Origin of the sequence: uncultured Coprobacter sp. (assembly GCF_947855755.1) — a bacterium.
Lineage (GTDB): Bacteria > Bacteroidota > Bacteroidia > Bacteroidales > Coprobacteraceae > Coprobacter.
In genome coordinates this window covers 48,924-75,811 of the sequence record NZ_CANUAR010000008.1, presented here as the reverse complement: position 1 = coordinate 75,811, position 26,888 = coordinate 48,924, and the positions used below count along the sequence as shown (strand labels likewise).

General features: G+C 37.7%; 22 protein-coding genes and 1 pseudogene. 8 read left to right on the top strand and 15 right to left on the bottom strand.

The window, feature by feature from the left end; genetic code table 11:
* Window positions 1-5: 5 nt before the first annotated feature.
* Window positions 6-1,082 carry a hydrogenase formation protein HypD gene (gene hypD, locus Q0093_RS06455; RefSeq protein ID WP_297929099.1) on the bottom strand — a complete coding sequence of 359 codons (1,077 nt, stop codon included), beginning with the start codon at window positions 1,080-1,082 and terminating at the stop codon, window positions 6-8.
* Entirely contained in the window at window positions 1,072-1,335 is a 264-nt protein-coding gene (locus Q0093_RS06450) for a HypC/HybG/HupF family hydrogenase formation chaperone (protein ID WP_294178861.1), read from the bottom strand. Before Q0093_RS06450 ends, hypD begins: the two co-directional genes overlap by 11 nt.
* 110 nt (window positions 1,336-1,445) lie before the next feature.
* Here Q0093_RS06450 and hypF point away from each other — a divergent pair, with 110 nt between their 5' ends.
* Genes hypF through Q0093_RS06430 form a run of 4 tightly spaced genes read left to right on the top strand, consistent with a single transcriptional unit; the run spans window position 1,446 to window position 5,466 of the window.
* Entirely contained in the window at window positions 1,446-3,710 is a 2,265-nt protein-coding gene (gene hypF / locus Q0093_RS06445) for a carbamoyltransferase HypF (RefSeq protein WP_297929096.1), read from the top strand.
* Window positions 3,711-3,714: 4 nt separating this feature from the next.
* Complete coding sequence (gene hypA, locus Q0093_RS06440; RefSeq protein ID WP_297929094.1) at window positions 3,715-4,056, top strand: hydrogenase maturation nickel metallochaperone HypA; 342 nt, start codon at window positions 3,715-3,717, stop codon at window positions 4,054-4,056.
* Between the two features lie 23 nt (window positions 4,057-4,079).
* Window positions 4,080-4,841: a hydrogenase nickel incorporation protein HypB gene (gene hypB, locus Q0093_RS06435; RefSeq protein ID WP_297929092.1), complete on the top strand. Its 762-nt coding sequence runs from the start codon at window positions 4,080-4,082 to the stop codon at window positions 4,839-4,841.
* Window positions 4,842-4,845: 4 nt separating this feature from the next.
* Window positions 4,846-5,466, top strand: coding sequence for a class I SAM-dependent methyltransferase (locus Q0093_RS06430; RefSeq protein WP_297929090.1), 621 nt, complete (start codon window positions 4,846-4,848; stop codon window positions 5,464-5,466).
* 35 nt (window positions 5,467-5,501) lie between these two features.
* Here the strand turns inward: Q0093_RS06430 and xpt are convergent, their stop codons facing one another.
* The 9 genes from xpt to Q0093_RS06385 form a co-directional block, all read right to left on the bottom strand.
* Window positions 5,502-6,068, bottom strand: a complete 567-nt coding sequence (gene xpt, locus Q0093_RS06425) for a xanthine phosphoribosyltransferase (protein ID WP_294178853.1) — start codon at window positions 6,066-6,068, stop codon at window positions 5,502-5,504.
* Window positions 6,068-6,769, bottom strand: coding sequence for an Mpv17/PMP22 family protein (locus Q0093_RS06420; RefSeq protein WP_294178851.1), 702 nt, complete (start codon window positions 6,767-6,769; stop codon window positions 6,068-6,070). The genes xpt and Q0093_RS06420 overlap by 1 nt, the downstream gene beginning before the upstream one ends.
* Window positions 6,770-6,785: 16 nt before the next feature.
* Window positions 6,786-7,211, bottom strand: coding sequence for an amino acid-binding protein (locus tag Q0093_RS06415; protein WP_009317256.1), 426 nt, complete (start codon window positions 7,209-7,211; stop codon window positions 6,786-6,788).
* Between the two features lie 14 nt (window positions 7,212-7,225).
* Complete coding sequence (locus Q0093_RS06410; RefSeq protein WP_297929087.1) at window positions 7,226-8,521, bottom strand: phenylacetate--CoA ligase family protein; 1,296 nt, start codon at window positions 8,519-8,521, stop codon at window positions 7,226-7,228.
* Between the two features lie 37 nt (window positions 8,522-8,558).
* Window positions 8,559-10,205, bottom strand: a complete 1,647-nt coding sequence (locus tag Q0093_RS06405; protein ID WP_297929086.1) for an AMP-binding protein — start codon at window positions 10,203-10,205, stop codon at window positions 8,559-8,561.
* Between the two features lie 174 nt (window positions 10,206-10,379).
* Window positions 10,380-13,088, bottom strand: a complete 2,709-nt coding sequence (locus tag Q0093_RS06400) for a TonB-dependent receptor plug domain-containing protein (protein ID WP_297929084.1) — start codon at window positions 13,086-13,088, stop codon at window positions 10,380-10,382.
* Window positions 13,089-13,180: 92 nt separating this feature from the next.
* A complete protein-coding gene (locus Q0093_RS06395) occupies window positions 13,181-13,534 on the bottom strand; it encodes a hypothetical protein (RefSeq protein WP_294178839.1) in 354 nt (117 codons plus the stop codon).
* A 428-nt stretch (window positions 13,535-13,962) separates the two neighbouring features.
* Window positions 13,963-15,732 (bottom strand): ATP-binding protein, encoded by a 1,770-nt coding sequence (locus tag Q0093_RS06390; protein WP_297929082.1) that lies wholly within the window; start codon window positions 15,730-15,732, stop codon window positions 13,963-13,965.
* 14 nt (window positions 15,733-15,746) lie between these two features.
* Window positions 15,747-16,433: a response regulator transcription factor gene (locus tag Q0093_RS06385; RefSeq protein ID WP_294178835.1), complete on the bottom strand. Its 687-nt coding sequence runs from the start codon at window positions 16,431-16,433 to the stop codon at window positions 15,747-15,749.
* A gap of 305 nt (window positions 16,434-16,738) precedes the next feature.
* On the opposite strand from Q0093_RS06385, the gene lepA reads away from it, so the two are divergent.
* The 4 genes from lepA to Q0093_RS06365 all read left to right on the top strand — a co-directional run bounded on the left by lepA (window position 16,739) and on the right by Q0093_RS06365 (window position 22,339).
* Window positions 16,739-18,526 (top strand): translation elongation factor 4, encoded by a 1,788-nt coding sequence (gene lepA, locus Q0093_RS06380; protein ID WP_297303764.1) that lies wholly within the window; start codon window positions 16,739-16,741, stop codon window positions 18,524-18,526.
* Window positions 18,527-18,784: 258 nt separating this feature from the next.
* Window positions 18,785-20,137 (top strand): Na+/H+ antiporter NhaA, encoded by a 1,353-nt coding sequence (gene nhaA, locus Q0093_RS06375; RefSeq protein ID WP_297929079.1) that lies wholly within the window; start codon window positions 18,785-18,787, stop codon window positions 20,135-20,137.
* Window positions 20,138-20,439: 302 nt separating this feature from the next.
* The gene (locus Q0093_RS06370) at window positions 20,440-21,375 is read left to right on the top strand and encodes an NAD(P)H-binding protein (protein ID WP_297929077.1); all 936 of its coding nucleotides are present in this window, start codon (window positions 20,440-20,442) and stop codon (window positions 21,373-21,375) included.
* A gap of 184 nt (window positions 21,376-21,559) precedes the next feature.
* Window positions 21,560-22,339, top strand: coding sequence for an META domain-containing protein (locus Q0093_RS06365; RefSeq protein WP_297929075.1), 780 nt, complete (start codon window positions 21,560-21,562; stop codon window positions 22,337-22,339).
* A 93-nt stretch (window positions 22,340-22,432) separates the two neighbouring features.
* Here the strand turns inward: Q0093_RS06365 and Q0093_RS06360 are convergent, their stop codons facing one another.
* The 4 genes and pseudogenes from Q0093_RS06360 to cysC form a co-directional block, all read right to left on the bottom strand.
* Complete coding sequence (locus Q0093_RS06360; RefSeq protein ID WP_294176952.1) at window positions 22,433-23,539, bottom strand: sulfotransferase; 1,107 nt, start codon at window positions 23,537-23,539, stop codon at window positions 22,433-22,435.
* Window positions 23,540-23,705: 166 nt separating this feature from the next.
* Window positions 23,706-25,292, bottom strand: a pseudogene (cysN, locus tag Q0093_RS06355) (sulfate adenylyltransferase subunit CysN); the annotation flags it as partial.
* 11 nt (window positions 25,293-25,303) lie between these two features.
* Window positions 25,304-26,212: a sulfate adenylyltransferase subunit CysD gene (cysD, locus tag Q0093_RS06350; RefSeq protein WP_009317243.1), complete on the bottom strand. Its 909-nt coding sequence runs from the start codon at window positions 26,210-26,212 to the stop codon at window positions 25,304-25,306.
* Window positions 26,213-26,272: 60 nt separating this feature from the next.
* Window positions 26,273-26,881 carry an adenylyl-sulfate kinase gene (gene cysC, locus Q0093_RS06345; RefSeq protein ID WP_294176947.1) on the bottom strand — a complete coding sequence of 203 codons (609 nt, stop codon included), beginning with the start codon at window positions 26,879-26,881 and terminating at the stop codon, window positions 26,273-26,275.
* Between the last annotated feature and the right edge of the window lie 7 nt (window positions 26,882-26,888).

Genomic DNA, 26,888 nt, shown 5'->3' with positions numbered 1-26,888 from the left:
TTTAATTAAATGTTATAACGATAATAGGCTGCGCATGCACCTTCTGAGGAGACCATAGGAGCGCCGATAGGATGTTCGGGAGTGCAGCAAGTGCCGAACTGTTTACATTGCATAGGTGTTATTTTACCTTTCATAATATCCCCGGCCTGACATGATGAAGCCTCTTTTTTATTATCGGTTTTTATATTAAAACGTTTTAAGGCATCGTATTGTTCATATTTACTGCGTATTTGATATCCACTTTTTTCGATCTCTCCTATACCTCTCCACTTTCGGTTACAAATCTTGAAAACTTCATCGATTTCTTGTCGAGCTTTGAGATTTCCATCACAGGCTACTATTCGTTTGTATGCATTTTTTACAGTATATTCTTGGTTCTCTAATTGATCAATGCAGGTGTATATTCCCAATAGTAAATCAAAGGGTTCGAATCCGGTAACAGCGATAGATAGTTTCAAATGTTTTGCCAGTTTTTCGTATTCGGATGTTCCGGTAATGGCGCATACATGGCCGGCAGCGAGAATACCGTTTAGAGTACATTCTTTGTCTTGGGCGATAGTCGTTATGGCTTGAGGTACGGTAAATAGGGATGTCAACATCGAAAAATTCCTGATTTTTTTTCTATGAGCTTCGAGAATAGTAAGAGCGTGTATCGGAGCTGTTGTTTCGAATCCTATTCCGAAAAAGACAATTTCATGGTCCGGATTTTCCGAAGCTATGCGTAATGCATCTAAAGGAGAGTATACGATCCGTATATCCGCTCCTTGAGATTTGATTTCGAGTAAGTCGTGTCGAGAACCCGGAACTCGGAGCATGTCCCCGAATGAAGTAAAAATGACTTTATTTTTTGATGCCAGTTGTATTGCAGTATCGATAATAGAAACAGGAGTGACACAAACAGGACATCCCGGTCCGTGTATCAGTTTTATTTCTTTAGGCAGTAACGGTTCTATGCGATAGCGGGCAAGAGCATGAGTTTGCCCTCCGCATATTTCCATGATATACCATGAGTGACGGGTTATCTTATGTATGGCTTCTAATAGTATTTTTGCTTTTTGGGGATTTCTGAATTCATTGAACATGGTCTTTGGGGTTTATAGATTCACTATGACGGGCTATGATCTCGAAATCTTTTAGAGTTTCTTCTGCCTCTTTAATATCGATTGTTGTCAGTGCGACACCTGCATGAGCAAGAATATATTCTCCCGGAATAGCTTCTACCCATTCGATACAAATATTTTTGAGTATTCCTCCGAAATCTACGACAGCAGTTTTCAATCCTCCGTCTTCAGGGACTTCTACAGAGATTATTTTACCGGGAATTGCTAAACACATATATTTTGAAATTTTAGAGCCTGTTTCAATTTTGCTCGGGTCAGTTTTGAAAATTTCCTTATGAACAAATTTTAATATGTTTTTGTTTATTCACAATCAAATATTAAAGAATGATTAGTCAATATAATATACACATTAAAGGCCTGGTTCAGGGAGTAGGATTTCGTCCTTTTGTGTACCGTCTTGCCACTGATATGCACTTGCATGGTTATGTCGATAATCGTAACGACGGAGTGTTTGTAATGATACAAGCGACACCCTCTCAAAAAGATGATTTTGTCAAAGGGTTGACGACTCATAAGCCGGATGTAGCAGAGATCGAGACTGTTACAGTTCTTGAGAAACCCGTAGCAAAGCCTTTACCCGATTTTTTTATTGCTCCCAGTCGGGAGGTTGATAACCATATCACTCGTATAAGTCCGGATATTGCTGTGTGCAATGAGTGTTTACAAGATTTGATTTCACAACCGAATCGTATCCGGTATCCGTTTATCAATTGCACTCATTGCGGGCCGCGCTTTTCAATAATAAATACGCTCCCTTATGATCGGCCGGGAACTACAATGTCTGTGTTTCTGATGTGTCCTGAATGCGAGGCTGAATATACCGATGTTCGGGATCGTCGTTTTCATGCACAGCCTATTGCCTGTAATCATTGCGGGCCGCATTATCATTTGTTTATGAAGAATGGTTATGAAACTGTTGATTATGAAGAGATACTCTCTCGTATGGCAGCAGTTTTGCGACAAGGCGGAGTTGTTGCGTTGAAGGGTCTTGGAGGATTCAATTTGATTTGTAATGCAGAAAATGAAAAGGCTATTTGTCGTTTGCGGGAAATTAAAAAAAGATATAAAAAGCCGTTTGCAATAATGTTTCCGGATGTTCCGACTTTAAGTCATTATCTAAATATTTTACCATTAGAAAAAGAACTTGTTTCTTCTTGGCGTCGTCCGATTGTTTTACTGGAAGAAAAACAAAAGATTGGGACAGGGATTAATGACGGATATAAAACTGTTGGTGCTATGTTGCCTTATTTACCTGTGCATTATCATTTATTTGCTTCATCCGAATTGAAAGCATTAGTGATGACAAGTGGTAATCGGGGGGATAATCCTATATTGATAGATAATGATACAGCTTTATCCGATTTACTTAGAGAAGTAGATTTATTTGTAGAACACAATAGAGATATATCCAATCGGGTAGATGATTCGATTGTTCAAGTAGTAGGAGCACAGCCTCGAATAATTCGGCGTTCAAGAGGTTTTACCCCAGAACCATTATCTTTAAAATTTGATACAGAGGGCATTTTGGCTTTTGGAGCAGAGCGAGTATCTATGTTTGCCTTAGGAAAAGATAAGGAGATTATTTTGAGCCAATATATCGGAGACTTAAAGAATCGGGAAACATTTCTTTTCTATCGGGAGGCTTTGGATAAATTCTGCCTTTTATTCCGTTTCACTCCTCAATATTTAGTTTGTGATGCGCATCCTGATTATTTCTCTACACAGTTAGCATTGCAATTGGCACGACGTTTTCAGATTCCGCTGTTGCGAGTGCAGCATCATCATGCTCATGCTGCGGCAGTAATGGCGGAATACGGCTTGACAGAAGATGTCTTAGCTGTTTGTTTGGATGGGACAGGGTATGGTGATGACGGTTGCAGTTGGGGAGGAGAGATCTTTCGTTGTAATCAGTCGGAATATAAAAGAATCGCCCATTTGCCTTATATACCGTTACCCGGAGGAGATGCGGCAGCAAAGTCTCCGTGGAGAATGGCTGTTTCTTATTTGAAAAGCATATATGGTAATGAAGCCGATTATCCGGTGTCATTCATCGAACGATTAGGTAAATCTCATATACGGCAGATCGAAATGCTTATAGAAAAGGGTATCAATGCACCTTTGACATCGAGTGCCGGGCGTTTGTTTGATGCCGTAGCTTCGCTTTTAGGAATTTGTGATGAAAATACTTATCAGGCTGAAGCTGCGGTGCTATTAGAACAAATGGCTGAGAATGGTATATCCCGTTGCTATCCGATAAATTCTTATGATCCGCTTGATCTTCGGTCTCTTTTTGATGGAATTTTAAAAGATTACAGATTATCTGTACCTGTTTCGGAGATAGCATCGGTATTCCATAATACATTGTCTGCCATGTTGTTAAATATTATTATGCAAAAAATAAAAACTGAGGGATTGACGACTGTCGTACTTTCCGGAGGTGTTTTTCAGAACAAAAGACTTACGAATTTGTTAATAAAACAGTTGTCGGATAGAAAGATATCCTATTATTTGTCATCGAAAATACCTTGTAATGATGGGGCAATTGCTGTTGGACAGCTCTATATTGCTGCTTTAAAAAAAAGAGGATAAAATTATGCATGAGTTATCTATTGCGTTAAGCATTATTAATTTAGCGACAAAAGAGGCTGAAAAAAGCAATGCAACTCGAGTGAGTGAGTTGGAATTGGAAATAGGAGAAATGGCCGGGGTCAATATCGAAGCTTTAGAATTTTCTATGAGTATCGCTATGCAGAATACCATATTGGAAGGAGCTAAAGTTAGTATTGTCGAAATAAGATCATTGGCAGTGTGTCGAGATTGTAAGACACGTTTCTCTCCTGTGTCTATGTTCGATCCGTGTCCTCATTGTTATTCTCATGAAATAGAATTTTTGCGAGGACGGGAACTTAGACTTAAATCTCTGTTGATAGAGTAAATTGTAAACTAATAACATATATTATGTGTGAGACTTGTGGTTGTGATCATCTTATAGACGGGATAACTCATGAAGAAATGCATGCTTTGGGTATAGCTCATGAACATGAGCGGCATCATTCTGAAAATCGTAATAGCAGAGAACATCTGGTTGAACGGAATATTCTTTCGGAAAATAACTTGATAGCTGCTCGAAATAGAGGATATTTTGAGGCTAAATCGATATTTGTACTTAATATTGTCAGTTCTCCGGGTTCGGGAAAGACAACTTTATTGGAGAAGACTCTTTTTAATCTGAAAACGAGATTACCGGTTGCTGTAATTGAAGGAGATCAGCAGACCGATAATGATGCGAATCGAATACGTGCGTTAGACATACCTTGTATACAGATCAATACTCAGAACGGATGTCATCTCGATGCTGCAATGATTCATCATGCGATGAAAAAAATGAACTTGCAAGATAATTCTTTACTGTTTATTGAGAATGTCGGTAATTTAGTCTGTCCTGCTCTTTTTGATTTAGGCGAGAATAAACGAGTCGTATTGATAAGTGTTACCGAAGGGGACGATAAGCCGTTGAAGTATCCTTACATGTTCGACAGTGCGGATATTTGTATTATCAATAAAATCGATCTTTTACCTTATGTCGACAGTAAAATAGAACATATTCGAGATAATGCATTAAAAATAAATCCGAATCTTATATTTTTTGAACTGTCAGCAACTGTTGGAACGGGTATTGATCAATGGTGTGACTTTTTATGTGATCAAGTAAAAAAATAAACGGATGAAGGTTAAAGCCGGTTTCTTTGATCAGTTGAGTGAACAGTGGGATACGATCTGTCGTCACGACGAAATGAAACTCCGTTATTTATTAAGTCGTGTTTCTATACAATCAGGAGATTCTGTCTTGGATGTGGGGACTGGAACTGGTGTTTTGATTCCTTATATCCGGGAGTTGAATCATGAGGGAGATATTCGGGCAATCGATATGTCTTCGGGAATGATAGCGGTAGCCTCACGTAAATATGGAGATGATTCTCATCTTTCTTTTCAGGTTGCAGATGCAGAATCGGATGACATTCCGGGACGTTATCATCAGATATTACTGTATTCTGTGTTTCCTCATTTAGAATTTAAAGAAGAAACTGTTTATCGATTGGTTTCTCATAATTTAAAGCCGGATGGAGTATTGCTTATTGCTCATTCTCAGAGCCGACAAGAGTTGAACCGGATGCATCGAATGCGGGATGATCGGGTATCGGAAGATATGTTGTCTGACGTACAGACCCAAAAAAGAAAGTTGGAACAAGTCGGTTTGCGTGTTTTGGAAGCAGTCGAGAATAGTGATTTTTATTATCTGGTTATTACCTCGAAGGTAAAAAACGGGATGAGACTTATAAAATAGGGAATAACTGGTTCTGGTTATTCCCTATTTTATTGTTATTCTATAATTATCTGGCAGTTCTCCAAACTTTTTATACGAGCGAGTGATTCTACATGAATACCCATTTCTCTCAATTGCTCTCCTCCATGTTGAAATGTTTTTTCGATAATAAATCCCATTCCTGCCAATGTAGCACCTGATTGACGGATCAAGTCGATTAATCCGAAAGCTGCGTTTCCGTATGCGAGGAAATCATCGATACATAATATTCGGTCTTCAGGTTTTAAATATTCTGCGCTTATACTTACCGGATATTCCCGATCTTTTGTGAAAGAATGTACTGTTGTACTTAAGGCGTGACGCATTGTTTTAGGTTCTTTTTTCTTTGCAAAAACAACCGGTAATTGCATTGTGTAACCGGTCATGATTGCAGGCGCTATGCCGCTGGCCTCAATCGTTAAGATTTTGTTAATTCGATCGTTTGCAAATCGTTGAGCAAACTCTTCAGCAATAAGTTTCATTAACATAGGATCCATTTGATGGTTGATGAAACTATCGACTTTGAGAATGCCGCCTTCGTAACAAGTCCCGTCTTCTAATATTCGTTTTTTTAATATTTCCATTAATTGTTGTTTTTTCTTGACATAACAGCGGCTATCGACAGAATAATTCCTAAAGCGACGCCTAAAAGTGCTGCAAATAAAACTTGATATTGCCCGGGTAATAAAAATGTTATGGTATGAGCCGGAATCCAGAAAAACGGAATCGTTTTCTTAAATACGAATCCCCATTGAACATTCCAGTTTAGAGACGAAAGAATTTTTCCCATAGGAATAGGCCTCATCAATGCTGTTAACTTACCTCCGTATTGTAATATCTGAGTATCGGTTATTTTATGTAGGGTCATAAATACAGGTCCGAATGTCGTATTCATCATGACGCTGATAAAAAACGCACCGAGTACTTTTTCCATAGATAAACCCTGTTTCATAGCATTGGGGACATCTTCTATTCCGAAACTTTGGAGTAAGTAAGGAACTCCGGAAGAAAACGTTTTCATTGCAACAGCAATCCATATTCCCAAAAATCCCCAGATGATGGCTCGAGGTAAAATACCGAATCCGGGTTCGTTATATACCCCCTTTTTAATTCTTAATCCGATGACCTCGCCTAATGTTGCGAGAATGGCGAATTTAAAAAATGCCATGATATACGGATGAGATCCATTATATTCCGTATATCCGTTATAAAAAGATTCTGAAATGAAAAAAGGCAAGAAACAGAGTATTACAATCCCTCCGAATAATAGGTCTTTCGTTTTCATTTTATTCCCGGTAAGATTATAGCTCGATCAGTTCCTTTTCCGTAATACTATGTAATCCATATTTCTTTATTGTCTCCAATGCCGCATGCTGATTACTTGTGCGTATAATAAGAAATGCATTGGTTTGTTTTGAAAAACAGTACATATATTCGATACTGATCGACTCCTTTGCAAAATATTTCAACTCTTTGGCAAATGTACCGGCCATAGAATCACACGTAAGAGCGATTACATCGCTTGTATTTGCGCTGACATTAGCCTCTTTGAGCAGTTTTATGGCATGGGCTGTATCAGAAGTTATTAATCGCAATATTCCGTATTCCGAAGTGTCGGCTACTGTGGCGGCAATAATACGGATGTTAGCTTTACCTAAAATGTCGAGAATTTCGTTAAGCCGTCCCGATTTATTTTCGAGAAAAACCGAAAGTTGTTGTATGATCATACTTTTTGTTTTATTTATTTTTTGCGTAAATCTTTTACTCGCACAGCTTTACCCTCAGACTGCGGAAGGCTTCCTCTATCGACTAATTTTACTTTAGGCGTCAATAGTATTTCGTCTTTCAATCGATGGGTAATTTCTTTTGTAAGTCGTTGCAATTGGCTATAATCGTCGGTAAATAGTTCTCCGAGTTCGACATCTATCTTAAGTTCGTCGTTATTGCCGATTGTTTCGATCGTAATCAGGTAATTTGTTCCGAGTTCTTTAAATTGTAAAAGAATTTTTTCTATTTGCATCGGGAAGATATTCACACCTTTTACGATAAACATGTCATCGCTTCGTCCTTTCAGACGATCTATTCTTCGGTGAGTTCGTCCGCAAGGGCACTCTCCGGGAATAATCCGGGTCAAATCTCGGGTTCTGTATCTCAGTAACGGCATAGCATCCCGGTCGAGAGTCGTAAGTACCAGTTCTCCGATTTCACCGTCAGGTACGGGTTCTAAAGTTTCAGGGTCGATGATTTCCATGAGGAAACAGTCTTCCCATAAATGCAAACCGTTTTGACAAGTACATTCGAAAGCTACGCCCGGACCGCTCATTTCAGACATTCCGAAACTGTTGTATGCTTTCACTCCTAATAATTCTTCTATGCGTTTTCTCTGTTCCTCAGTATGGGGTTCAGCACCGATAATTAATGTTTTTAATTTCGTGTCTTTTCGAGGATCGATACCGCATTCGAACAAGACTTCTGCCAGACGGGTTGCATAGCTGGGTATGGCATGAATTGCCGTCGTTCCGAAATCGGTAATGAATTTTACTTGCCGCAGACTATTCCCTGCCGCAGCAGGAACTGTCAGAGCTCCTAAGCGTTCTGCTCCGTATTGAAATCCGAGTCCGCCGGTAAACATGCCGTATCCTGATGTGTTTTGAAATACATCGGTATTTCGTATGCCTACCATATACATGCAGCGTGCTACTCGGTTAGCCCATTGGTCGAGATCATGTTGTGAATGACATATAACGGTCGGATTACCGGTCGTCCCACTCGAAGAATGTAGCCGTACGACATTTTTCATGTCTGTGGCGACCAATCCGAAAGGATAATATTCTCTTAAATCGGCTTTTGTTGTGAACGGTAGTTTTCTAATGTCTTCTACGGTCGATATAGAATCGGATGTAATCCCTTTTTCTCCTAAAATTTTAGCATAAAAAGGTGAATGAAGCGCAATGTCGATGCTTCTTTTCAACCTTTCGACTTGTAATTTCTGTAATTCAGAACGTTTGATCGTTTCGATTTCGGGTTGATAATACATAGTTGGAAATTAACTTAAAAATGTGTGTCGGTTATATTTATTGGTATAAATACCTTTTGATACTGCGTTTCGGTGTTTTTTCAAACTCTTCGTAATGGATGTTGATTTGACTTATCTGGCTGTATGCCGGAAGCTCTTTGTTCAGAGCGATTCGATTCTCCTCCATTTGAGTTTCGATATTTTTCTGGGTTATATTTTCTTTCTCGGCATTTTCGAAATCAGGATAAACCAAAGCGATAAGTTTCCCTTCTTTTTCAATAATGATAGATTCGCTGACAAAGGGCATATTGTTTAATTTTCCTTCGATCTCTTCGGGGTATATATTTTGTCCTGACGGTCCTAAAATCATATTCTTGCTCCGGCCTTTGAGATAGATAAAATTGTCCTTATCCATAACGGCGAGATCTCCCGTATTCAACCATCCGTCTTTGAAAGCGTTTTCTGTAGCTTCATTATTTTTATAATACCCGAGCATAACATTGTCTCCTTTGACATGCAGTTCTCCTACGATATTTTCCGGATCGGGTGAGTCGATTCGGGCTTGCATACGATCTACTATTTTACCGCAAGATGTGGCTCTGCTTTGTTCCCAAGGCGCGTATGAAATCAATGGTCCGCATTCCGTCATTCCATATCCTACCGTGAACGGAAAATTGATTTTTTTCAGAAATTGTTCCACTTCTTTATTCAGTGCAGCACCGCCGATAATTAATTCATGCAAATTCCCTCCGAACGTTTCTTCGAGCTTCATTTTAATTTTTGAAAGAAGTTGAGTATCAAGAACGGGGATCATCAACATAAGTTTCATCAAAGGTTTGTCCAGCAACGGGAATACTTTGGTTTTAATGATTTTTTCAATAATTAGAGGTACAGCTACGATTAGTTTTGGTTTTACTTCGGCAAAAGCATCCATAATTATTTTAGGAGAGGGAATGCGGGTCAAAAAATGAATATGGCAACCTTTTGCAAAAGGATGCATCAGTTCTACGGCCAAACCGTACATATGTGCCATCGGAAGCATCGATACCGTCCCGTCACCTTCACGCAAAAAATCGAGATTCTCCAAACAAAATTTCAAGTTCGACCAAATGCTGCGATAAGAGAGCATTACACCTTTTGAAAAACCTGTAGAACCGGAAGTATAATTTATGAGAGCCAACTCGTCAGGTTGGTCTTCATAATATTTTACATCATCTTTTGTAAATCGATTCGGGAATTTCTTTCCGAAATATTCGTTCAGATGTTCCCGTGCATCTGTCAGGTTTTTCTTTTTAGACATGAGTACGGAAAAATCGTTGATCAAAATGATCGCATTGAGGTTAGGCATTTGCGACTCGTTCAAATTTTCCCATACTACGTCTCCAACAAACAAAAGTTTAGCGTCAGAATGATTGACAATATGGTGAACGTTATCTGCTTTGAACTCATGAAGTATAGGTACGGCTACTGCACCGTATGCCAATGTGGCGAAAAAAGCGACTGCCCAATGCGACGAGTTTCGTCCGCAGATTGCGATTTTGTCACCTTTTTGTATTCCTGCGGCTTCAATCAAAATGTGTAGCTTTTCTATTTTACGGGCAATATCTTTATATTGGTATGAAACACCTTTAAAGTCCGATAAAGCGACCGATTCCCAGTGTTCACGAATGCTGTTTTCTATATACGCATTAAAACTTTGTTGCATATTTATGGTTTTTAATAATATTCTAATTACAAACTTACGAAAAAAAGTTCGGTTGGAAAACAATTTGCTATTTTCTTCAGATTTATCTCAAAGAAAGGATGTAGAAAAAGCTGTTCGATAAAAAATGCTGTATGAAATATTCTTCATACAGCATTTTTTATCGAACGGTCGAGATTACAAATCTTTTACATATCGGCACACTCTGCCGTCGGCACTTATACCTTCGATAACGATATGATATGATCCGGGATTATCCGAAGTATAAAACTCGATTTCCTGTTTGCCGTCTGCTCCGATCGTAACGAAAGGATTCCAGTAAATTGTACTCCTTAAATCCGGAGTAGATTTTTGTTTCTCTTCCGGAGTTTCGTATTTAGGGTTATAAAATTGTACGTCTTGGGTATATCCCAATGGTCTGATTGTTATTAATCCGGGAGAAGGAGCACCTTTTACTTCCGCACCTTTTTTTAAAGTGATAATGATTGCTCCTCCACTTCCGGCGCTTCCGAAAATAGAAGCATTACTTCCCTTCATGATTTCAAGGGATGCTATATCAGATACAATAATCGATTCGAGTATCGATCCCCCAATCGGCCCGAATGAGTTTTCATTTTGTTCCATTTCATCTACAGGAGCATCGTACATGACATCATCGACAACAACGACAGGGGGACGATTATTTCCCCGTATGCGTATTTGATTTCCGCTTCGTTGCACTCCGGGAATCGTCCCAAGTAAGTCATACACCGAATTTGCATTAGTGCGTTCTATATCTTCACTATCTATAGAATAATTCATTACGCTCGAATAAATGCTTTTATTTTCATTTTCCTGGCTTATTTTATGTCCTTTTACGACGATTTCTTTTAAATTGATAACACGCATGCCGCCTTCATTATAATATTTATCCCGTACGTTTGCTAAATAATTATCCATATATTGAACGGAATCGTTGACAAAGGGTATTTTATGCACCATCTTCGGAATGGCCGTCGAGTCGATTGTAATATCAACCGTAGCAAATCCCTTTTTGGTTCTGGCTTGAATAACAAATGTAGTGCTGTCGGGGAATAAAAGATTATCTATCATGAATTTTCCTTCAGGGTTGGTCTCTGTCATTTGCAGAATATTTTGTGTTGGCGCAAGTGCAATAATCGGGGCTTTATTCTTTTTTCCGAACAGTCCTTTTACTGTACCGCTGATGTATAGTCCCTGCTCTATCGGATATTGAACATTTATATCGGGGAGTTTATTTATGTCTTTTATCTTGAATCTTTTCCATCCGTGAGTGAGCATTACGAAATCTAAATAACGTTCGGTTTTACCGGAATTGTCTTTGAAATAAAATCCGGGAGCTTCTATATTCCCTTTTAGATCGGATGTTAAAAGAATATTAGAACATATATTATCGGCCAAAGAATCGTTTTTTACGAGATTATTGTCGGTTATGCTGATTGAATATTCTCCCGGTAAAGGCATCCCGTCGATGCTATTCGTTACTGCAATGTTCAGTTTTACTTTTTCTCTTTTTCCATATTCTTTTTTATCCGTAATTATCTCCCATTTATCTGTAGGCGGATGTTTGATGAAAACAAGCCGTTCGCTGATAGGCATCCCCTTGCTGTTTAACAGCATGAGGTGAGTAATTCCGTTTTTCAGAGTTTTGTCACTTATTTTTCCTATGCTATTTTGTTCAGTAATACGGGTCAATACTCTTAATTCTCCGCGTGTATGAGCCAATAAATACAGTGTATCGGGCAAAACTGTGTTTTCACTTTTTTGTACTTGATAACGAATGTAGCCTTTATAGTGAACTGCCGCTAATTTTATCCCGTCGTTTTTTACTTCGGGAAGTTCAAACCGTTTCGTAACATTGTCGCTCGATGTGACGATAGCGTGAAATTTATCTCCGGCTTGAGGCGAAATACTGACTGCCCCCATTCCTCTGTATTCACTGCCGAATACAGAAATCGTATCACCGTTTTGGTTCAATATAATACCGGTTATTTCTTTTGAAAAACCATTGCTACCTAAAGCCTTGAATGCTACGATCTGGTTTGTCGTATTTAATAATTCTCCACCTTCGGGTAGAAAATCGACGTGAAAATCTTTTGAAAAGTCAGGAATGAAAAACGTTCTGTCATAAGTATATTGCTTATCGTCAAATCGGACATCGATGCGACGTTGTATATCGGGAGTTTTAAATTCCGGCAAAGAGATGTATATGTATCCTTCTTCGTTTGTTACCGAAGTTCCTTTTATCGGTTTTTTTAGTTCTTTGTCAAAGATTGTATATTTTATCTTTGTTTTGCTGAATACCCCGTTTGTATTGTTGAAAAATTTGATTTTAGCAAGGTATCCGTCATCTGTTTTCTGGTATTCGATAGAGGAAAGAATACTCACATCTATGGCATTTCCTATTTTAATATCTCTGAGATACATGTATTCGGGATCAGCATTTACCATCCAATTGCTGTATGCTCTTATGTAATAATCACCGGCAGGCATTTCGGCAGGTAAAACGAAATTGTTTTGAAACCCATGTTCTTGCCGTTTTACTTTTTTTCGTTGAATGATAGAGTCGTTGCGGTCTATCAGTTCTACCGTAATAAAGTTGCTGCGAGTATTGTCGATGTGAGTAATGGCATTGACAAGATAACCTTTGAACCAAATGCTTTCTCCTGCACCGTAATAAGGCTTATCCAATTGTAGATATAACTTTTCTTGAGGGATGCGGCTGATTATATCGAAATATGAGGTTAATTTGTCTTCTTGAGAGAATGTTTCTGACTTGTCTTTATTTTGGCTATATATATTAGGGACTAATCCTATTAATAAACATAAAACAACAGATGTTTTAAGTTTGTATAAATATGTGTTCATGGAGTTTTGTTATATCGGATTATCGGAAATGGGTTTGTTATGTTTGGTGTTTAGACTTTCGAATGATCGGGAAGTTTAATCGATAATGTCTTTTAGGGTAAACTTTGAATTTGTTTTATGTAAGATATGAACTCTTCGTTAGTCATTTTAAAATCGCGCTCTTTATAATGTACATAATCTTCAAAATAGTCACTGGCTATGTCGGCGACAATATCTTTTCCACTCAAACCGTTTTCGTTTAACTTTCTCTCTATTTTATCTTTAAACCACTGTACAGTTTTTATTTTCTCCTCCCACAACTCGGGTCGTTCCTGAGATAAAACATGTTCATTTTTAATAATCAGATAACATGTAGCATAAAATTTCTCGATACTATTGAATATAGATTCAAATGTTTCAAGTATGGGAGATTGTAGATTGCTCAAATAAATTTCAGTCTGTGTCATAAATGTTCTCGTTATGTTACAAAAATAAGATTAAAGTATAGAATAAAAAATATTTCGATAAATTAAATAGGGTTCTATATTAGAAAATCATATAATTTTTATAATAGTCGGGGAATAAAAATATAGGAATACTCTATTAGGGAAATATGGGATAAATCAAAGGAGTGAAAGGTATATAAATCCTTGTTCCTTTGATTTTTTGATAGATTGTTAGAACCTATAAATTTTGCTCAGATTAAGAGCCTGTTTAAATTTTCCAGGGTCAGTTTTGAGAATTTCTTCCGAGTATGTTTTTCTGCTTTTACGAGGATGATAGCGGGCTATCTGACGAGTAAAACGGAAAAAAGACCGTGAGAAAACAGAGAAATGATCTGATAATATTTTCTTTAGTCCGAAAATTTAGACGACAGGTTCTATTATCGGTAGGTCTATTTTTTCAGTGTGAAAAGAAATTCGAGACCTCCATTGATCTGATTTTTTGCCAGAATTTCGCCTTTGTGGAATAATACCGCGTTTTTTACAATTGCCAGTCCGAGACCAGTGCCTCCCAATTTGCGGGAACGTCCCTTATCTACTCTGTAAAAACGTTCGAACAGGCGGTTCAGATGTTCTTCCGAGACCCCGATTCCGTTATCCGAGAAAGAAAAATAGTAATAATTATCATCTTGTAAATAACAGTGAATTGAAATGGTAGTCCCTTCACCGGCATAAGCAATGGCATTATCCGTAAGATTTCTGAAAATCGAATATAGAAGAGAGTGATTCCCATTCAGTGTCATATTTTCAGGTAGTGAAATATCCAGTTCCATTTTCTTGTTTTCCAAAGAAGTAGAAGTATCGGCAATAACCTCTTCGATAATTTTATTTATCGATATAGGTTCGCAATCGAAAAGATCGTTCGATTCGTCGATTCGGTTCAATATCGAAATGTCATGCAATAGATCTGTCAGCCGTTTTGTTTGGGCATAGCACCTATCGAGAAACAGTTCGCGTTTTTCTTCAGATAAAGTCGGATTATCGATGATAGTTTCCATATATCCCTGAATGCTGCTAACCGGAGTTTTGAGTTCATGAGCGATATTTTGAGTCAACTGACGTTTCAGCCGACTTTCTTCTTCTTGTTGAGTTACGTTGTTTATCGATATTTCGAATGAATTATCTTGAAACAAGATACATTCTATTTGAAATGATTTGCTGTTTTTACTCAATAGAAATGAATCGCTTATAATTTCTTCACGGGAATGATTCGGGTAGCTGTTTTTATCGACGAAATCGAATATTTGCTTAAACTCTTGTACTTCAAAAATATCATCGATAGAAGAAAACGGCTCGTCGGAAATCAAGTTTGCATATTGTACAAATAGATTATTTGCTACGATAACCTTTTTTTCTTGAGAAAAGACGGCGAGTCCTTCTTTAGAGATTTGTAAATGTTTGATCAATTTCTCTTTTTCGATAGAAAGTTCTTCTTTGGTGTGATGCAGATTTTTGTAAATGCGGATGATATTGTGAGTTATGTCTCCGATGTCATTATGAGCTAAAGGCATATTTACATCGATCGGTTTTTCTTGTTTTGCCCGGTTTGAGAAATCTCGAAGTATAGAGATCGATTTTCCCAATTTATTACAAAAATAATAAAGTATGATGATAGCTAATGCGGAAGTTATGATTAATATATAAGTAAACTGACTATCGCTTTTCAGCATAGATCCGGTTGATAAATCGAAAGGAAGAGCCGATCGGACGATTACATCTTTATATTTCCGGGCAGAATAAAAATAATCTTTGCCCGGACGTGTTTCGGAACTTCGTAAAGAATATCCGATTCCGGAATGAATTGCTTGATCTATTTCCGGTCGTTTTTTATGGTTGGGTAGAGGGATAGAATCGTTATGTCCGCTGTCGGTAATAACTTTTCCGTCCAGAGTCGTAATGGTTACACGTAAGTTTTTGTCGGTAATACCGGCTATTATAGAATCAAGTTTAGCTTCAGTCATCTGTGAAGAGGAATATTCTCTATATATCAGATTGTTGTAATCTTGAAGAATCGAATTAAGCATTCCTTTTCGAGTCTCTTTGTCCAGATTGAACTGGGTAAAGAAAATAACCAAAATGAATGTGATAAACAAGGACGCTATCGATATGAAAAGCTCTATGTGAAAAGGTATTCTGCGTTTGTCTTTCTCAGTGTAACTCATTATTTTAGCTTTAGTCAAGCATTTTCGAAACAATATCCATATCCCAGACGGGTCACGATATTTTTCCCGTATTCTCCTATTTTTTTCCTTAATCGGGTGATATTTACATCTATTGTGCGGTCTAATACATATACCTCGTCACTCCAGACACGAGAGAGTATTTCTTCACGAGAGAAAACGTGACCTTGATTTCCTAATAGAAGTTTCAGAATTTCGAACTCTTTTTTGGTCAGCGTGATTTCTTCTCCTTTGATTGTTACTTTTTTTTGCGGTATATTAACAAGAAGTTGATCAAAGGAGAGAGTTTCCTGACTTGTGTTGTTATTTGTTACCGTTCGTCGCAGAACAGCCTTTACCCGAGCAATGACTTCTCTTATTGAAAATGGTTTAGAAATGTAATCATCCGCTCCGAGGTTGAATCCGGTCAATCGATCGTTTTCTGTGTCTTTTGCGGTTAAAAAGATAATTGGAATTTTGGCTTTGTTATCATCTTTACGAATGATATTTGCCATTTTGAATCCGCTGATTTCTCCCATCATTACATCCAGCATGAGCAGATTATATACCGACAGATCTTTCTTTAACGCTTCTTCTGCAGAATTAGCGGTATCTACTTCATAACCTTCTGTTTCGAGGTTAAACTTTAGTATTTCGCAAAGATCTTCTTCGTCATCGACTACCAGAATTCTGTAATTTGTCATAACTGTTTATTTTTTATTGCAATACAAAAGTCAGTAAACACTGTTTCGTCAGTGTGAAATATATATTACAAAGATATTACTTTCTTCATAAGGGGATGGCTTCGTTCTTTTAACAAAGATAAAAATAAAAATGAAAATTTGTTTGGTCAGGTAAGAAAAACATTTGATTGGTATTTGGATAGTATGTTCATTTTTTATTGACAGAGAAGGGTAGTACCGTTCTCAGATGTTCTAAAGAACGACTTGCTGTCGGAGAATCAAAAAATTGCGTATATTTGCAAAGAGAAAAAGCAAAGAAAAAATAAATGAAGAATATTCGCAATTTTTGTATTATTGCACATATAGATCACGGAAAAAGTACATTGGCCGATCGTTTATTGGAGTTTACAAATACCATAGCAGCTAAGGACCTGCAAGATCAGGTATTGGATAACATGGATTTGGAGCGGGAGAGGGGAATTACTATCAAGAGTCATGCCATACAGATGGAATATATATATAACAATGAAAAGTATATATTGAACTTGATCGATACTCCGGGACATGTTGACTTTTCATACGAGGTATCCCGTTCTATCGCTGCTTGTGAAGGGGCTTTGCTGATTGTGGATGCCTCTCAGGGTATTCAGGCACAGACGATTTCCAATTTGTATATGGCGATCGAAAATGATTTGGAGATAATACCTGTTGTCAATAAAGTAGATCTTCCCAGCGCAATGCCCGATGAAGTTGAAGATCAGATCATTGAATTGATCGGTTGTAAGCGAGAAGAGATAATCCGTGCCAGTGGTAAGACCGGTGTCGGAGTTGAAGAAATTCTTCAATCGATTATCGAACGTATTCCTGCGCCGACGGGTGATCCGGAGGCTCCTTTGCAATGTCTTATATTCGATTCCGTATTCAATCCGTTTAGGGGAATCATCGCATATTTTAAGATTATGAATGGTGTGATTCGGACGGGTGATAAAGTAAAGTTTGTTGCTACCGGTAAAGAGTATGAAGCCGATGAGATAGGAGTCCTTAAGTTGGACATGTCTCCTCGAAAAGAACTTGGAACGGGTGATGTAGGATACATTATTTCGGGAATAAAAACATCTCGGGAGGTGAAAGTAGGGGATACGATTACGCATATAGCACGTCCGTGCGATAAAGCAATCGATGGTTTTGAGGAAGTGAAACCTATGGTATTTGCAGGAGTATATCCGATCGAAAGCGAAGATTTCGAAGATTTGCGAGCATCTTTAGAAAAGCTGCAATTGAATGATGCTTCACTTACTTTCCAGCCGGAGTCTTCGGTTGCATTAGGCTTCGGTTTTCGTTGCGGTTTTCTCGGGTTATTGCACATGGAGATAATTCAGGAACGGCTCGACAGAGAATTTGATATGGACGTTATCACTACAGTGCCTAATGTATCCTATAAAGTATATGATAAAAAAGGAAATGTGACAGAGGTACATAATCCGTCCGGTCTGCCCGATCCTACTCTGATAGAAAAAATAGAAGAACCTTATATAAGAGCCTCTGTTATAACGGCAACCGATTACATCGGGCCGATTATGACGCTTTGTCTGGGAAAACGAGGAGAACTTATCAAGCAGGAATATATTTCGGGTAACAGAGTCGAGCTGATCTATGATTTGCCTTTGGGTGAGATTGTCATCGATTTTTATGATAAGTTGAAAAGTATCTCTAAAGGATACGCTTCGTTCGATTATCATCTCCATGATTTCAGACCGTCGAAATTAGTTAAACTGGATATTTTGTTAAATGGTGAGTCGGTAGATGCATTATCTACTTTGACGCATTTTGACAATGCGGTTTCGTTTGGGCGGCGTATGTGTGAAAAACTGAAAGAACTGATTCCTCGCCAGCAATTTGATATTGCTATACAGGCTGCAATCGGTGCGAAGATTATTGCTCGTGAAACCATAAAGGCCGTGCGTAAAGACGTTACGGCAAAATGTTACGGGGGTGATATAAGTCGTAAACGGAAACTTTTGGAAAAGCAGAAAAGAGGGAAAAAACGAATGAAGCAGATCGGTTCGGTAGAAGTACCACAAAAGGCCTTTCTTGCCGTGTTGAAATTAGACTGAAATAAGCTTTATACCGGTTTTGATAAAGGAACATTCTTTACGAGGATGTTCCTTTCTTATATCGTTTTTTTGCCGAAAAATATTATTTTTGCACTGTATATCTGATACTGTTTAGATTTGAAGCGTCATATTGCGATATGAGTAGAATTATTTTTTTAATATTTCTGTATAGTTTAGACAGTTTCTTTAAAAAAACAGATAATAATTAAACTGTGATAGCTTGATTTCTGTTCTACAAAAAGTTAAGATTTTTAAGTTATGAAAGATTCTATTTTTGCAATCCGTCGTACATTACAAAATTATACGAATGGCGGGTACGTATTAATTATGGTAACGGTATTGGCCATGATTATAGCCAATTCTCCTTTAGCATCGATGTATTTTTCGTGGTGGAATGTTCCTGTCTCATTGCAGATAGGAAGTTTCAATCTGTTTAGCCACCACGGAGAGCCGATGACTTTGATGCAATTTATAAACGATGCTCTTATGGCAATTTTCTTTTTCTCCGTAGGACTCGAGATAAAAAGAGAAGTGTTGGTAGGTGAATTATCATCGGTGAAGCAGGCTTTATTACCGGTTATCGCTGCGGTAGGGGGTATTGTGTTGCCAATTTTGATATTCCGAATGGTTGCCGAAGGAGAAGATATATTACGAGGATGTGCGATTCCGATGGCTACCGATATAGCATTTTCTTTAGGTATTTTAAGTATGTTGGGCAGAAGAGTGCCTATCGGATTGAAAATATTTTTGGCTACTTTGGCAGTAGCGGACGATGTCGGAGGAATCTTGGCAATAGCGATATTCTATTCAGGAGAAATCTATTTTACCTATTTGCTGTATGCCTTTGGGCTGTTAGTGGTTCTGTTAATGGGCTCGAAATGGCATATTAATAGTAAAATGTTCTATATATTGATTGGTATTGCTGTTTGGTTTTTGTTCCTCAATTCGGGAATACATCCGACTATTGCTGGAGTTTTGGTTGCATTCTGCGTACCGGCACATCCTGTGATGCATACCGAAAAATTTATTAATAAGATCAGAGATACGGTTTCCCGTTTTCCGGCATCTGAAAATCAGGAAAGCGGAGAGACGCATATTTTGAGTAAGGAGCAGTTGAATTTATTAAAATGTGTCGAATCAGCTTCCGATAAAGTTATTAGTCCGTTACAAGATTTGGAAGACACATTGCATCCTCTCATAAATTATTTGATTATTCCTTTATTTGCTTTTGCTAATGCCGGCATAGCATTGGATGGTTTTGACCTTTCTTCTGTTTTTCATGGAGTCAGTCTGGCAATATTTTTGGGACTTGTGTTGGGGAAATTTTTCGGAATATTCTCTTTTACTTTTATCGCAATAAAGATGAGATGGGTGTCTATGCCTCATGGTGCTACATGGAAAACAATTGCAGGAGTATCTGCTTTGGGAGGAATAGGATTTACCGTTTCTCTTTTCATTGCAAACCTTTCGTACGGAGATATGCCCGGAGGCGAATTGTTATTGAATCAGGCAAAAATGGGGATTCTGTTAGGATCATTGCTGGCCGGTATTATCGGTTATACATTATTAAATTTGTTTTTACCGAAACATTTGTCCGATGAAGAATTATAAATAGATGAAAACCATAAAAAAGATAAGGCTGTCATCCCGACAGCCTTATCTTTTTTACTACTTAATTAACCTAAACCTTAATTCCATGAAAATCTGTATCAAATATAAAGATATGTTTTTATACAAAACAAATATGTCGATCGAAATAGTTTTTTATTTAACATGATTTGTTAAATGAGAATAATGTGTTAACAAAATAAAGGTTTCTTGTTAACATTTTTCGGTTTGCTTTTAAATAGACTCTTAGAATATTCGAAGAACTTTTCTCAATATGATATTGTTCTACTATAAAAACTATTTTTATGATATTAGTAACGGACATTGTCAATTGTTTAGGTAATGATGTACTGGTTGCTTTAGATGAAAAAAGATCTGTAATACCTGTTCGAGTAATGGCAGATCGACAGCAGGGTTTGCCATCTCTTAAATATTTAAATACCGAAGTATCTGAAGTATCCTTATTTGATATGCCTTCTTTAGATAAGGCTTTTCAAGGTATCGACCGACTTTTGATTTGTAATTCTAATTTTTTACAAGATTATCGGTCGGCATATACCAATTTAATAAGGTGTGCTCAGGGATCGAAAGTCGAACATATTATGTTTGTCAGTTCTGTTTCTCATTCTGGAATATCTTCCCGGATGGTACGTGAGGACAGGGAAATTGAAAATCTCATAAAGTCGTCGGGAATACCTTATACGATTCTTAGAATCAATATGTTAATGGAATATCTCCCTTTTTTTATAGGAACATCGATCGAAGGTCGGCATATCTATTATCCGGGAGGAAATGGTCGTATAGGTTTTGTATCTTCGAAAGATGTAGCAGAAGTCATTTCTGAATTGTTGATAGAAAATACTCCTGAAAATAGGATATTTACATTGACGCATGAGATTTCATACTCTTTTGAGGATATTGCAGATAAACTTTCTCGACAAATGGGGTATAAGATAGAGTATGAACCAATAGACCTCAGTATATATGAGGAAGCTCTTTTAGATATGAATTTATCGTTATTTGTTGTAAAACGATTGAGTTCTATCGCTGTTGCCATAGTTCGCAATGAATTCGATCAGACTGGTTATACGCTGCAAAAGTTGTTGAATAGGGAGAATTCTTTACCGAAATTGAAATCCGGAATTAAAAGTTGGTTTTTTAAAAAAGATTCTGCACCGTTGGAATGGACTCATTCTTTGACTTCATTATCGGATTATTTGCGTTTGGCGTATTCCGTATGATTTTGATTTGATTGTCTGTATTTTTCTTATCTTTGGAATATGGTTTTGACTTTTTGTGGTGAAATTTAAATCTTATCAAATTTTATGCGGAGTCTGGATATATTTTTATCTGAAAATTTAGATGAGTTTTTAGTAATGAATAAATGTTTTTTATACTGAGAAAATAATTAAAAGTATCAATATTATGAAAAAGAGTTTTATAATAGTATTATCCTTGACGGCAATATTATTGACTGCCTGCAAAGGGAAAAAGCTTATAGATAAACAAGAGTTGGCATCTCAAGAATGGATATTATCCGAGTTTAAGAATGGGGATACACTGCAAAAGTTACCAACTGAAAAATTGACGATACTTTTTACCGATACGAATACTGTTTACGGTATGGCAGGTTGCAATCGTTTTATGGGACGTTATGAGTTATCTAAAGAAAAAGGGTTCATGATGACCCCCGGAGGTATGACTATGATGGCTTGTCCGGATCTCGGATTTGAAGACATATATATGAAAGCATTGTCCGGTACTCATTTCGCATCGATGGAAAATGAGAAACTTATTCTTGAAGGGAATGATGGAAAGACTGTTTTAATATATGAACCTTATGTTGAGGAAGTGGGAGTGGCTATGGATGAACATGGTTGTAATGCCGCCGCCGGATATATGTGGTCTGAAGTGAGAAAAGATTGTATCCGCATATTTGAGACGGGAATACGGATGGATTCGCAAACTGATAAAAATGCTACTTCTTCGGCCTTTTTGGTTTTCTCTCCCGATTCATTGCAAGTAGAGTTATTCCTTCCTGAAGAAGAAATACAACCTGTGTTAGACCGCCGTTCTTTACCGAAAGGAGGATATGCATGGAATCAGGAAGATGATGATACATATAATGTGACGAAAGAAGATGACACCTGGATTATTAGTCGTCGAGGGATTGTTCTATACACTTCTGTTTCGAATGCGAAATGACAAATTTGTATTTATAATAAAAGTCACTCTAAATCATTTGATTTTAGAGTGACTTTTTTGTTTGGGAATGAAATATTTTTAGAGGATGAATGTTTATAATTCATATCCCCAGTCTTTCAAGGCGAAGTCCCAATTGTTTTCTACGATACGTACTGTTTCTTCTTCGTATTTATATTGGTTCTTTTTATATCCTTTTTTGGTATCCAAATAAGCTTCGATTGCCGGACGAGCATTTTCAAAACCGGGAATAGATAGTGATTCGTAAATATTCTTGGTCATCTCCAAGGCATTCTTTTCGAAATCTTCGAATTTGACTTCTATGAGATTCCCTTTGGGGATGAGGTTTTTATCTTTTTCATATTTGAAATATAAATCTCGGTACGTCTTGACAATATTATCTTGGATTTCCTGATTCGAGAACTCTTCTAATTTCAAAGGTTGTATAGTGTTTGTAAAAAAACTTCTTGTCGATTCGAATACGGTATATGGGTTTCTCATCAAATATATAAATTTCGCATTCGGGAACATTTCTAACAATTGAGGTATTCTTCCCGTATGGGGCGGATTCTTTGACAAAAAGCGGCTACCTTTCGTATTCCATAGCGATACTTTAATCAAACGTTCGAAAACAGATTTAAACGCTTCCAGTTCTTCGGGAGTAATATCTTCAAAAAGCAGATATTTTTTACTGTATTCTTGCCAATATTTTGGGAAAAACCAGAAATTGTAAAAAGAATACGGTATCATATTGGACAATGCGAACTCTTCTTCTTGAGGTAAATCGACTTTTAACTCCATGTTATCTGTCGGTCTTTTATCCGGCATGAGCAAAGATGTCTGTTTCTTAAAGAACGATTGTCCGAATAACATCAAGTTGGGAAATACGGTTTGATAAGTCGTATTATATCCGAATTGCTTATCACAAGAAAATACGTTATGGACAAAAGTTGTTCCGCTTCTCCAGTGACCGAGTATAAATATCGGATCATTTTCTATTTTTTTATCAGCAAGTAATTTTTTATACTTGCGGTCTTCGAACGGTTGTAATAGACTTAATAAACGGCATACTGATTTTGTCAGGTAATATTTTTGTTTATACCCTTTATCAACGATGCGTCCTTCGGTAACTCCTTTAAATGTTTTCCAGTCTGCACCTACAAGAGTGTTGATCGGAAGTTTCGAAAATTCTAATAAACCCATATTATGATAACTTGATGTTGATGATGTCCTCTACTGCTGAGGAGATGTTCTGACGGAATACAGTACATTGATCGCTATCGGCACTTATTGTATCGTTAGTCTTTTCGTCGGATAATCGTATCGTAACCGTCTTTTCCGGGACATCGATAATTTCGTCCCGTGAATCGATGCAAATTACAATAATACCTTGTTTTTGTAATGCTGAAGCTAAGGATATCATATCTTTTCCTGAAATGTCCAGTGTCTTAGAATCGAATACGACAGCAATGTGCCCTGTGTCGAATAAGCGTCGTTCCAATATTCCGGAAAGTTCTCTGACCGAAGAGAGCTCTTTCCCGGAAATGACGAATAATTTTCCTTGCTGTCCTAATGTTTTTATGCGTTCTTCTGTCGAGACGAGAGATTTTCCCTGTCTCATACGTTCACAATCTTCTTCTGTAATGGTTGATGCAAGGTCCGATGCATCTACCTGGTCGATGATCATTCCTACGGCACAGGTATTGTTGGTAATCGGGTCGATCAAAATAAATGCTCCGCAACTTTTATTTTGTTTGTAAGGATCAAAAAATAAAGGTTTGTTAGTCATGAACACGGCACGGCCGATTTCATTTAATTGGAGATTCTCGGTCATGGATTGTTCCATGGTATTAACATCTACTTTATAACGGATCTGGTCTATTCTGACCCGAGTCGTGTTTGTCGTATGTTTAATGTAATATTGTAAGTCCCTGTCCATAGGTTTTTCGTCCATCCATACGAGCATTGCTTCAAAATTTCTGCTGATACGAGGAAGATTATCGGGATGTACGAGCATTTCACCTCTCGATAAGTCTATTTCATCCTCTAATGTAATAGTAATCGATTGAGGAGAAAAAGCTTCATTCAATTCCCCTTCATATACATGAATCCCTTTTACATGGGATATTTTTCCTGACGGGATAGCCATGACCTTATCGCCTTTACGCACGATTCCGGAGGATATCTTCCCGGAAAAACCTCTGAAGTCTAAATTGGGACGCAATACATATTGTATCGGGTATCTGAAATCTTTTAAGTTATGGTCGTTGGCGATGTGTACGGTTTCGAGAAAGTCAAGCAAAGCAGGTCCTTCATACCAAGGCATATTGTCCGATTTATCTACGACATTATCACCTTTTAATGCCGACAATGGGATACAGTTGATGTCAGGAATACCTAATGGAGTTACAAATTGCTTGTAGTCTGCTACTATTTTGTCGAATACTTGTTGATCATACTCTACAAGGTCCATTTTATTAACCGCCAAAACTACGTGCTTAATGCCGAGAAGAGATACAAGATAAGTGTGTCGGCGTGTCTGGGTAATAACACCGGTACGTGCATCGACGAGAATAATTGCAAGGTTTGCTGTCGAGCCTCCGGTGATCATGTTTCGGGTATATTGTTCATGACCCGGAGTATCGGCAATGATAAATTTCCGTTTGTTTGTAGAAAAATATCGGTAAGCTACGTCTATTGTGATACCTTGTTCTCGTTCAGCTTTTAGTCCGTCTAATAATAAAGCATAATCGATATTGTCACCTGCATTTCCGACTCGCTTGCTGTCACGTTCCAAAGCATCTAATTGGTCTTCATACAATTTCTTGCTGTCAAAAAGCAAACGACCTATTAATGTCGATTTTCCGTCATCTACCGAGCCGGCAGTTAGTAATCGAAGCAAATCTTTTTTCTCGTCTTGGTCGAGAAAATCGGATATATTTAGTTTTGTTGCCATCTTTTCTGTCCTTAAAAATAACCTTCTCTTTTTTTCTGTTCCATACTGGCTTCTTGATCGAAATCTATTACCCGAGTCGTGCGTTCCGATTTTGTAGTAACCATCATTTCCTCTACAATTTTTTCAATGGTATCGGCATCAGACTCTATCGCTCCTGTAAGAGGATAACACCCTAAAGTGCGGAATCTGACTTTCATCATTTTTGCCTTTTTACGGTATTCTTCAGGCATTCTATCGTCATCTACCATGATTAGATTTCCATCTATGTTGACGATCGGACGTTCTTTAGCAAAGTACAGAGGAACAATAGGAATATTTTCTAATCGAATATATTGCCATATATCGAGTTCTGTCCAATTAGAGAGAGGAAATACCCGAATCGATTCACCTTTGTGCACTCGTGCATTATAAATATCCCAAAGTTCGGGACGTTGGTTTTTAGGATCCCATTGGTGAAAACGATCACGGAATGAAAAAATACGTTCTTTCGCACGGGACTTTTCTTCATCTCTGCGAGCTCCACCAAAAGCAGCGTCAAACTTATATTTATCAAGAGCGTTTAAAAGAGCTTGGGTTTTCATTAAGTCCGTGTGAACTTTACTTCCATGAGTAAAAGGACCGACACCGGCTTTGAAAGCTTCCATATTAGATTCTACGATCAAATTCCAGTCATGTTCTTTGGCATATTTATCTCTGAATTCGATCATTTCTTTAAATTTCCATTTAGAATCGATGTGCATTAAAGGAAAAGGTGGACGTCCCGGAGCAAAAGCTTTTTCTGCCAGACGTACCATTACAGAAGAATCTTTCCCTATAGAGTATAGCATTACCGGATTTTCAAACTCCGCCACTACTTCCCGTATAATGTGTATGGCTTCCGATTCCAGTTCTTTTAAATGACTTAGTTTATAAGTTGACATGTGTTGTTCAAATTTAATTTTAGGCGCAAAAATACTCATTCAGTAAGATACTGAACCGAATTAAATGTTAAAAGAAACTATTCTTGGAAAAACAGTTTTCTTAAGGATTGCTACACTCTCCTCTAAACTTTGAGTAGATGTATCGATTGTCAGATCAGGCTGTTCCGGAATTTCAAAAGGTGAAGATATACCCGTGAAGTCTTTTATTTCACCTTTTCTTGCCTTTTTATATAACCCTTTTACATCGCGTTGCTCACACACTTCAAGCGGAGTGCTTACATAAATTTCCATAAAGTCGTCTTTGCCTATTATATCGGCAGCCATTTGCCGTATTTCGTTTGTCGGACTGATGAACGCGGCGATAGTGACAATTCCGCAATCTACAAACAGTTTAGATACTTCAGCGATCCTCCGGATATTTTCAATTCGGTCGGCTTCAGAAAAGCCGAGATTGTTATTGATGCCGCTGCGAATATTATCGCCGTCGAGGATTCGGCATAATATGCCGTTTTGATACAATTCTCTTTCTAATGCAATCGCTAATGTGCTTTTCCCAGAACCCGATAATCCTGTGAACCAGAGCATAAGTCCTTTTTGTTTCAGAAGCTTTTCCCGGTCGCTACGTTGCAGCATTCGGTCGAATATAGGGTAAATATGTCTCTCTTCCATATTATAA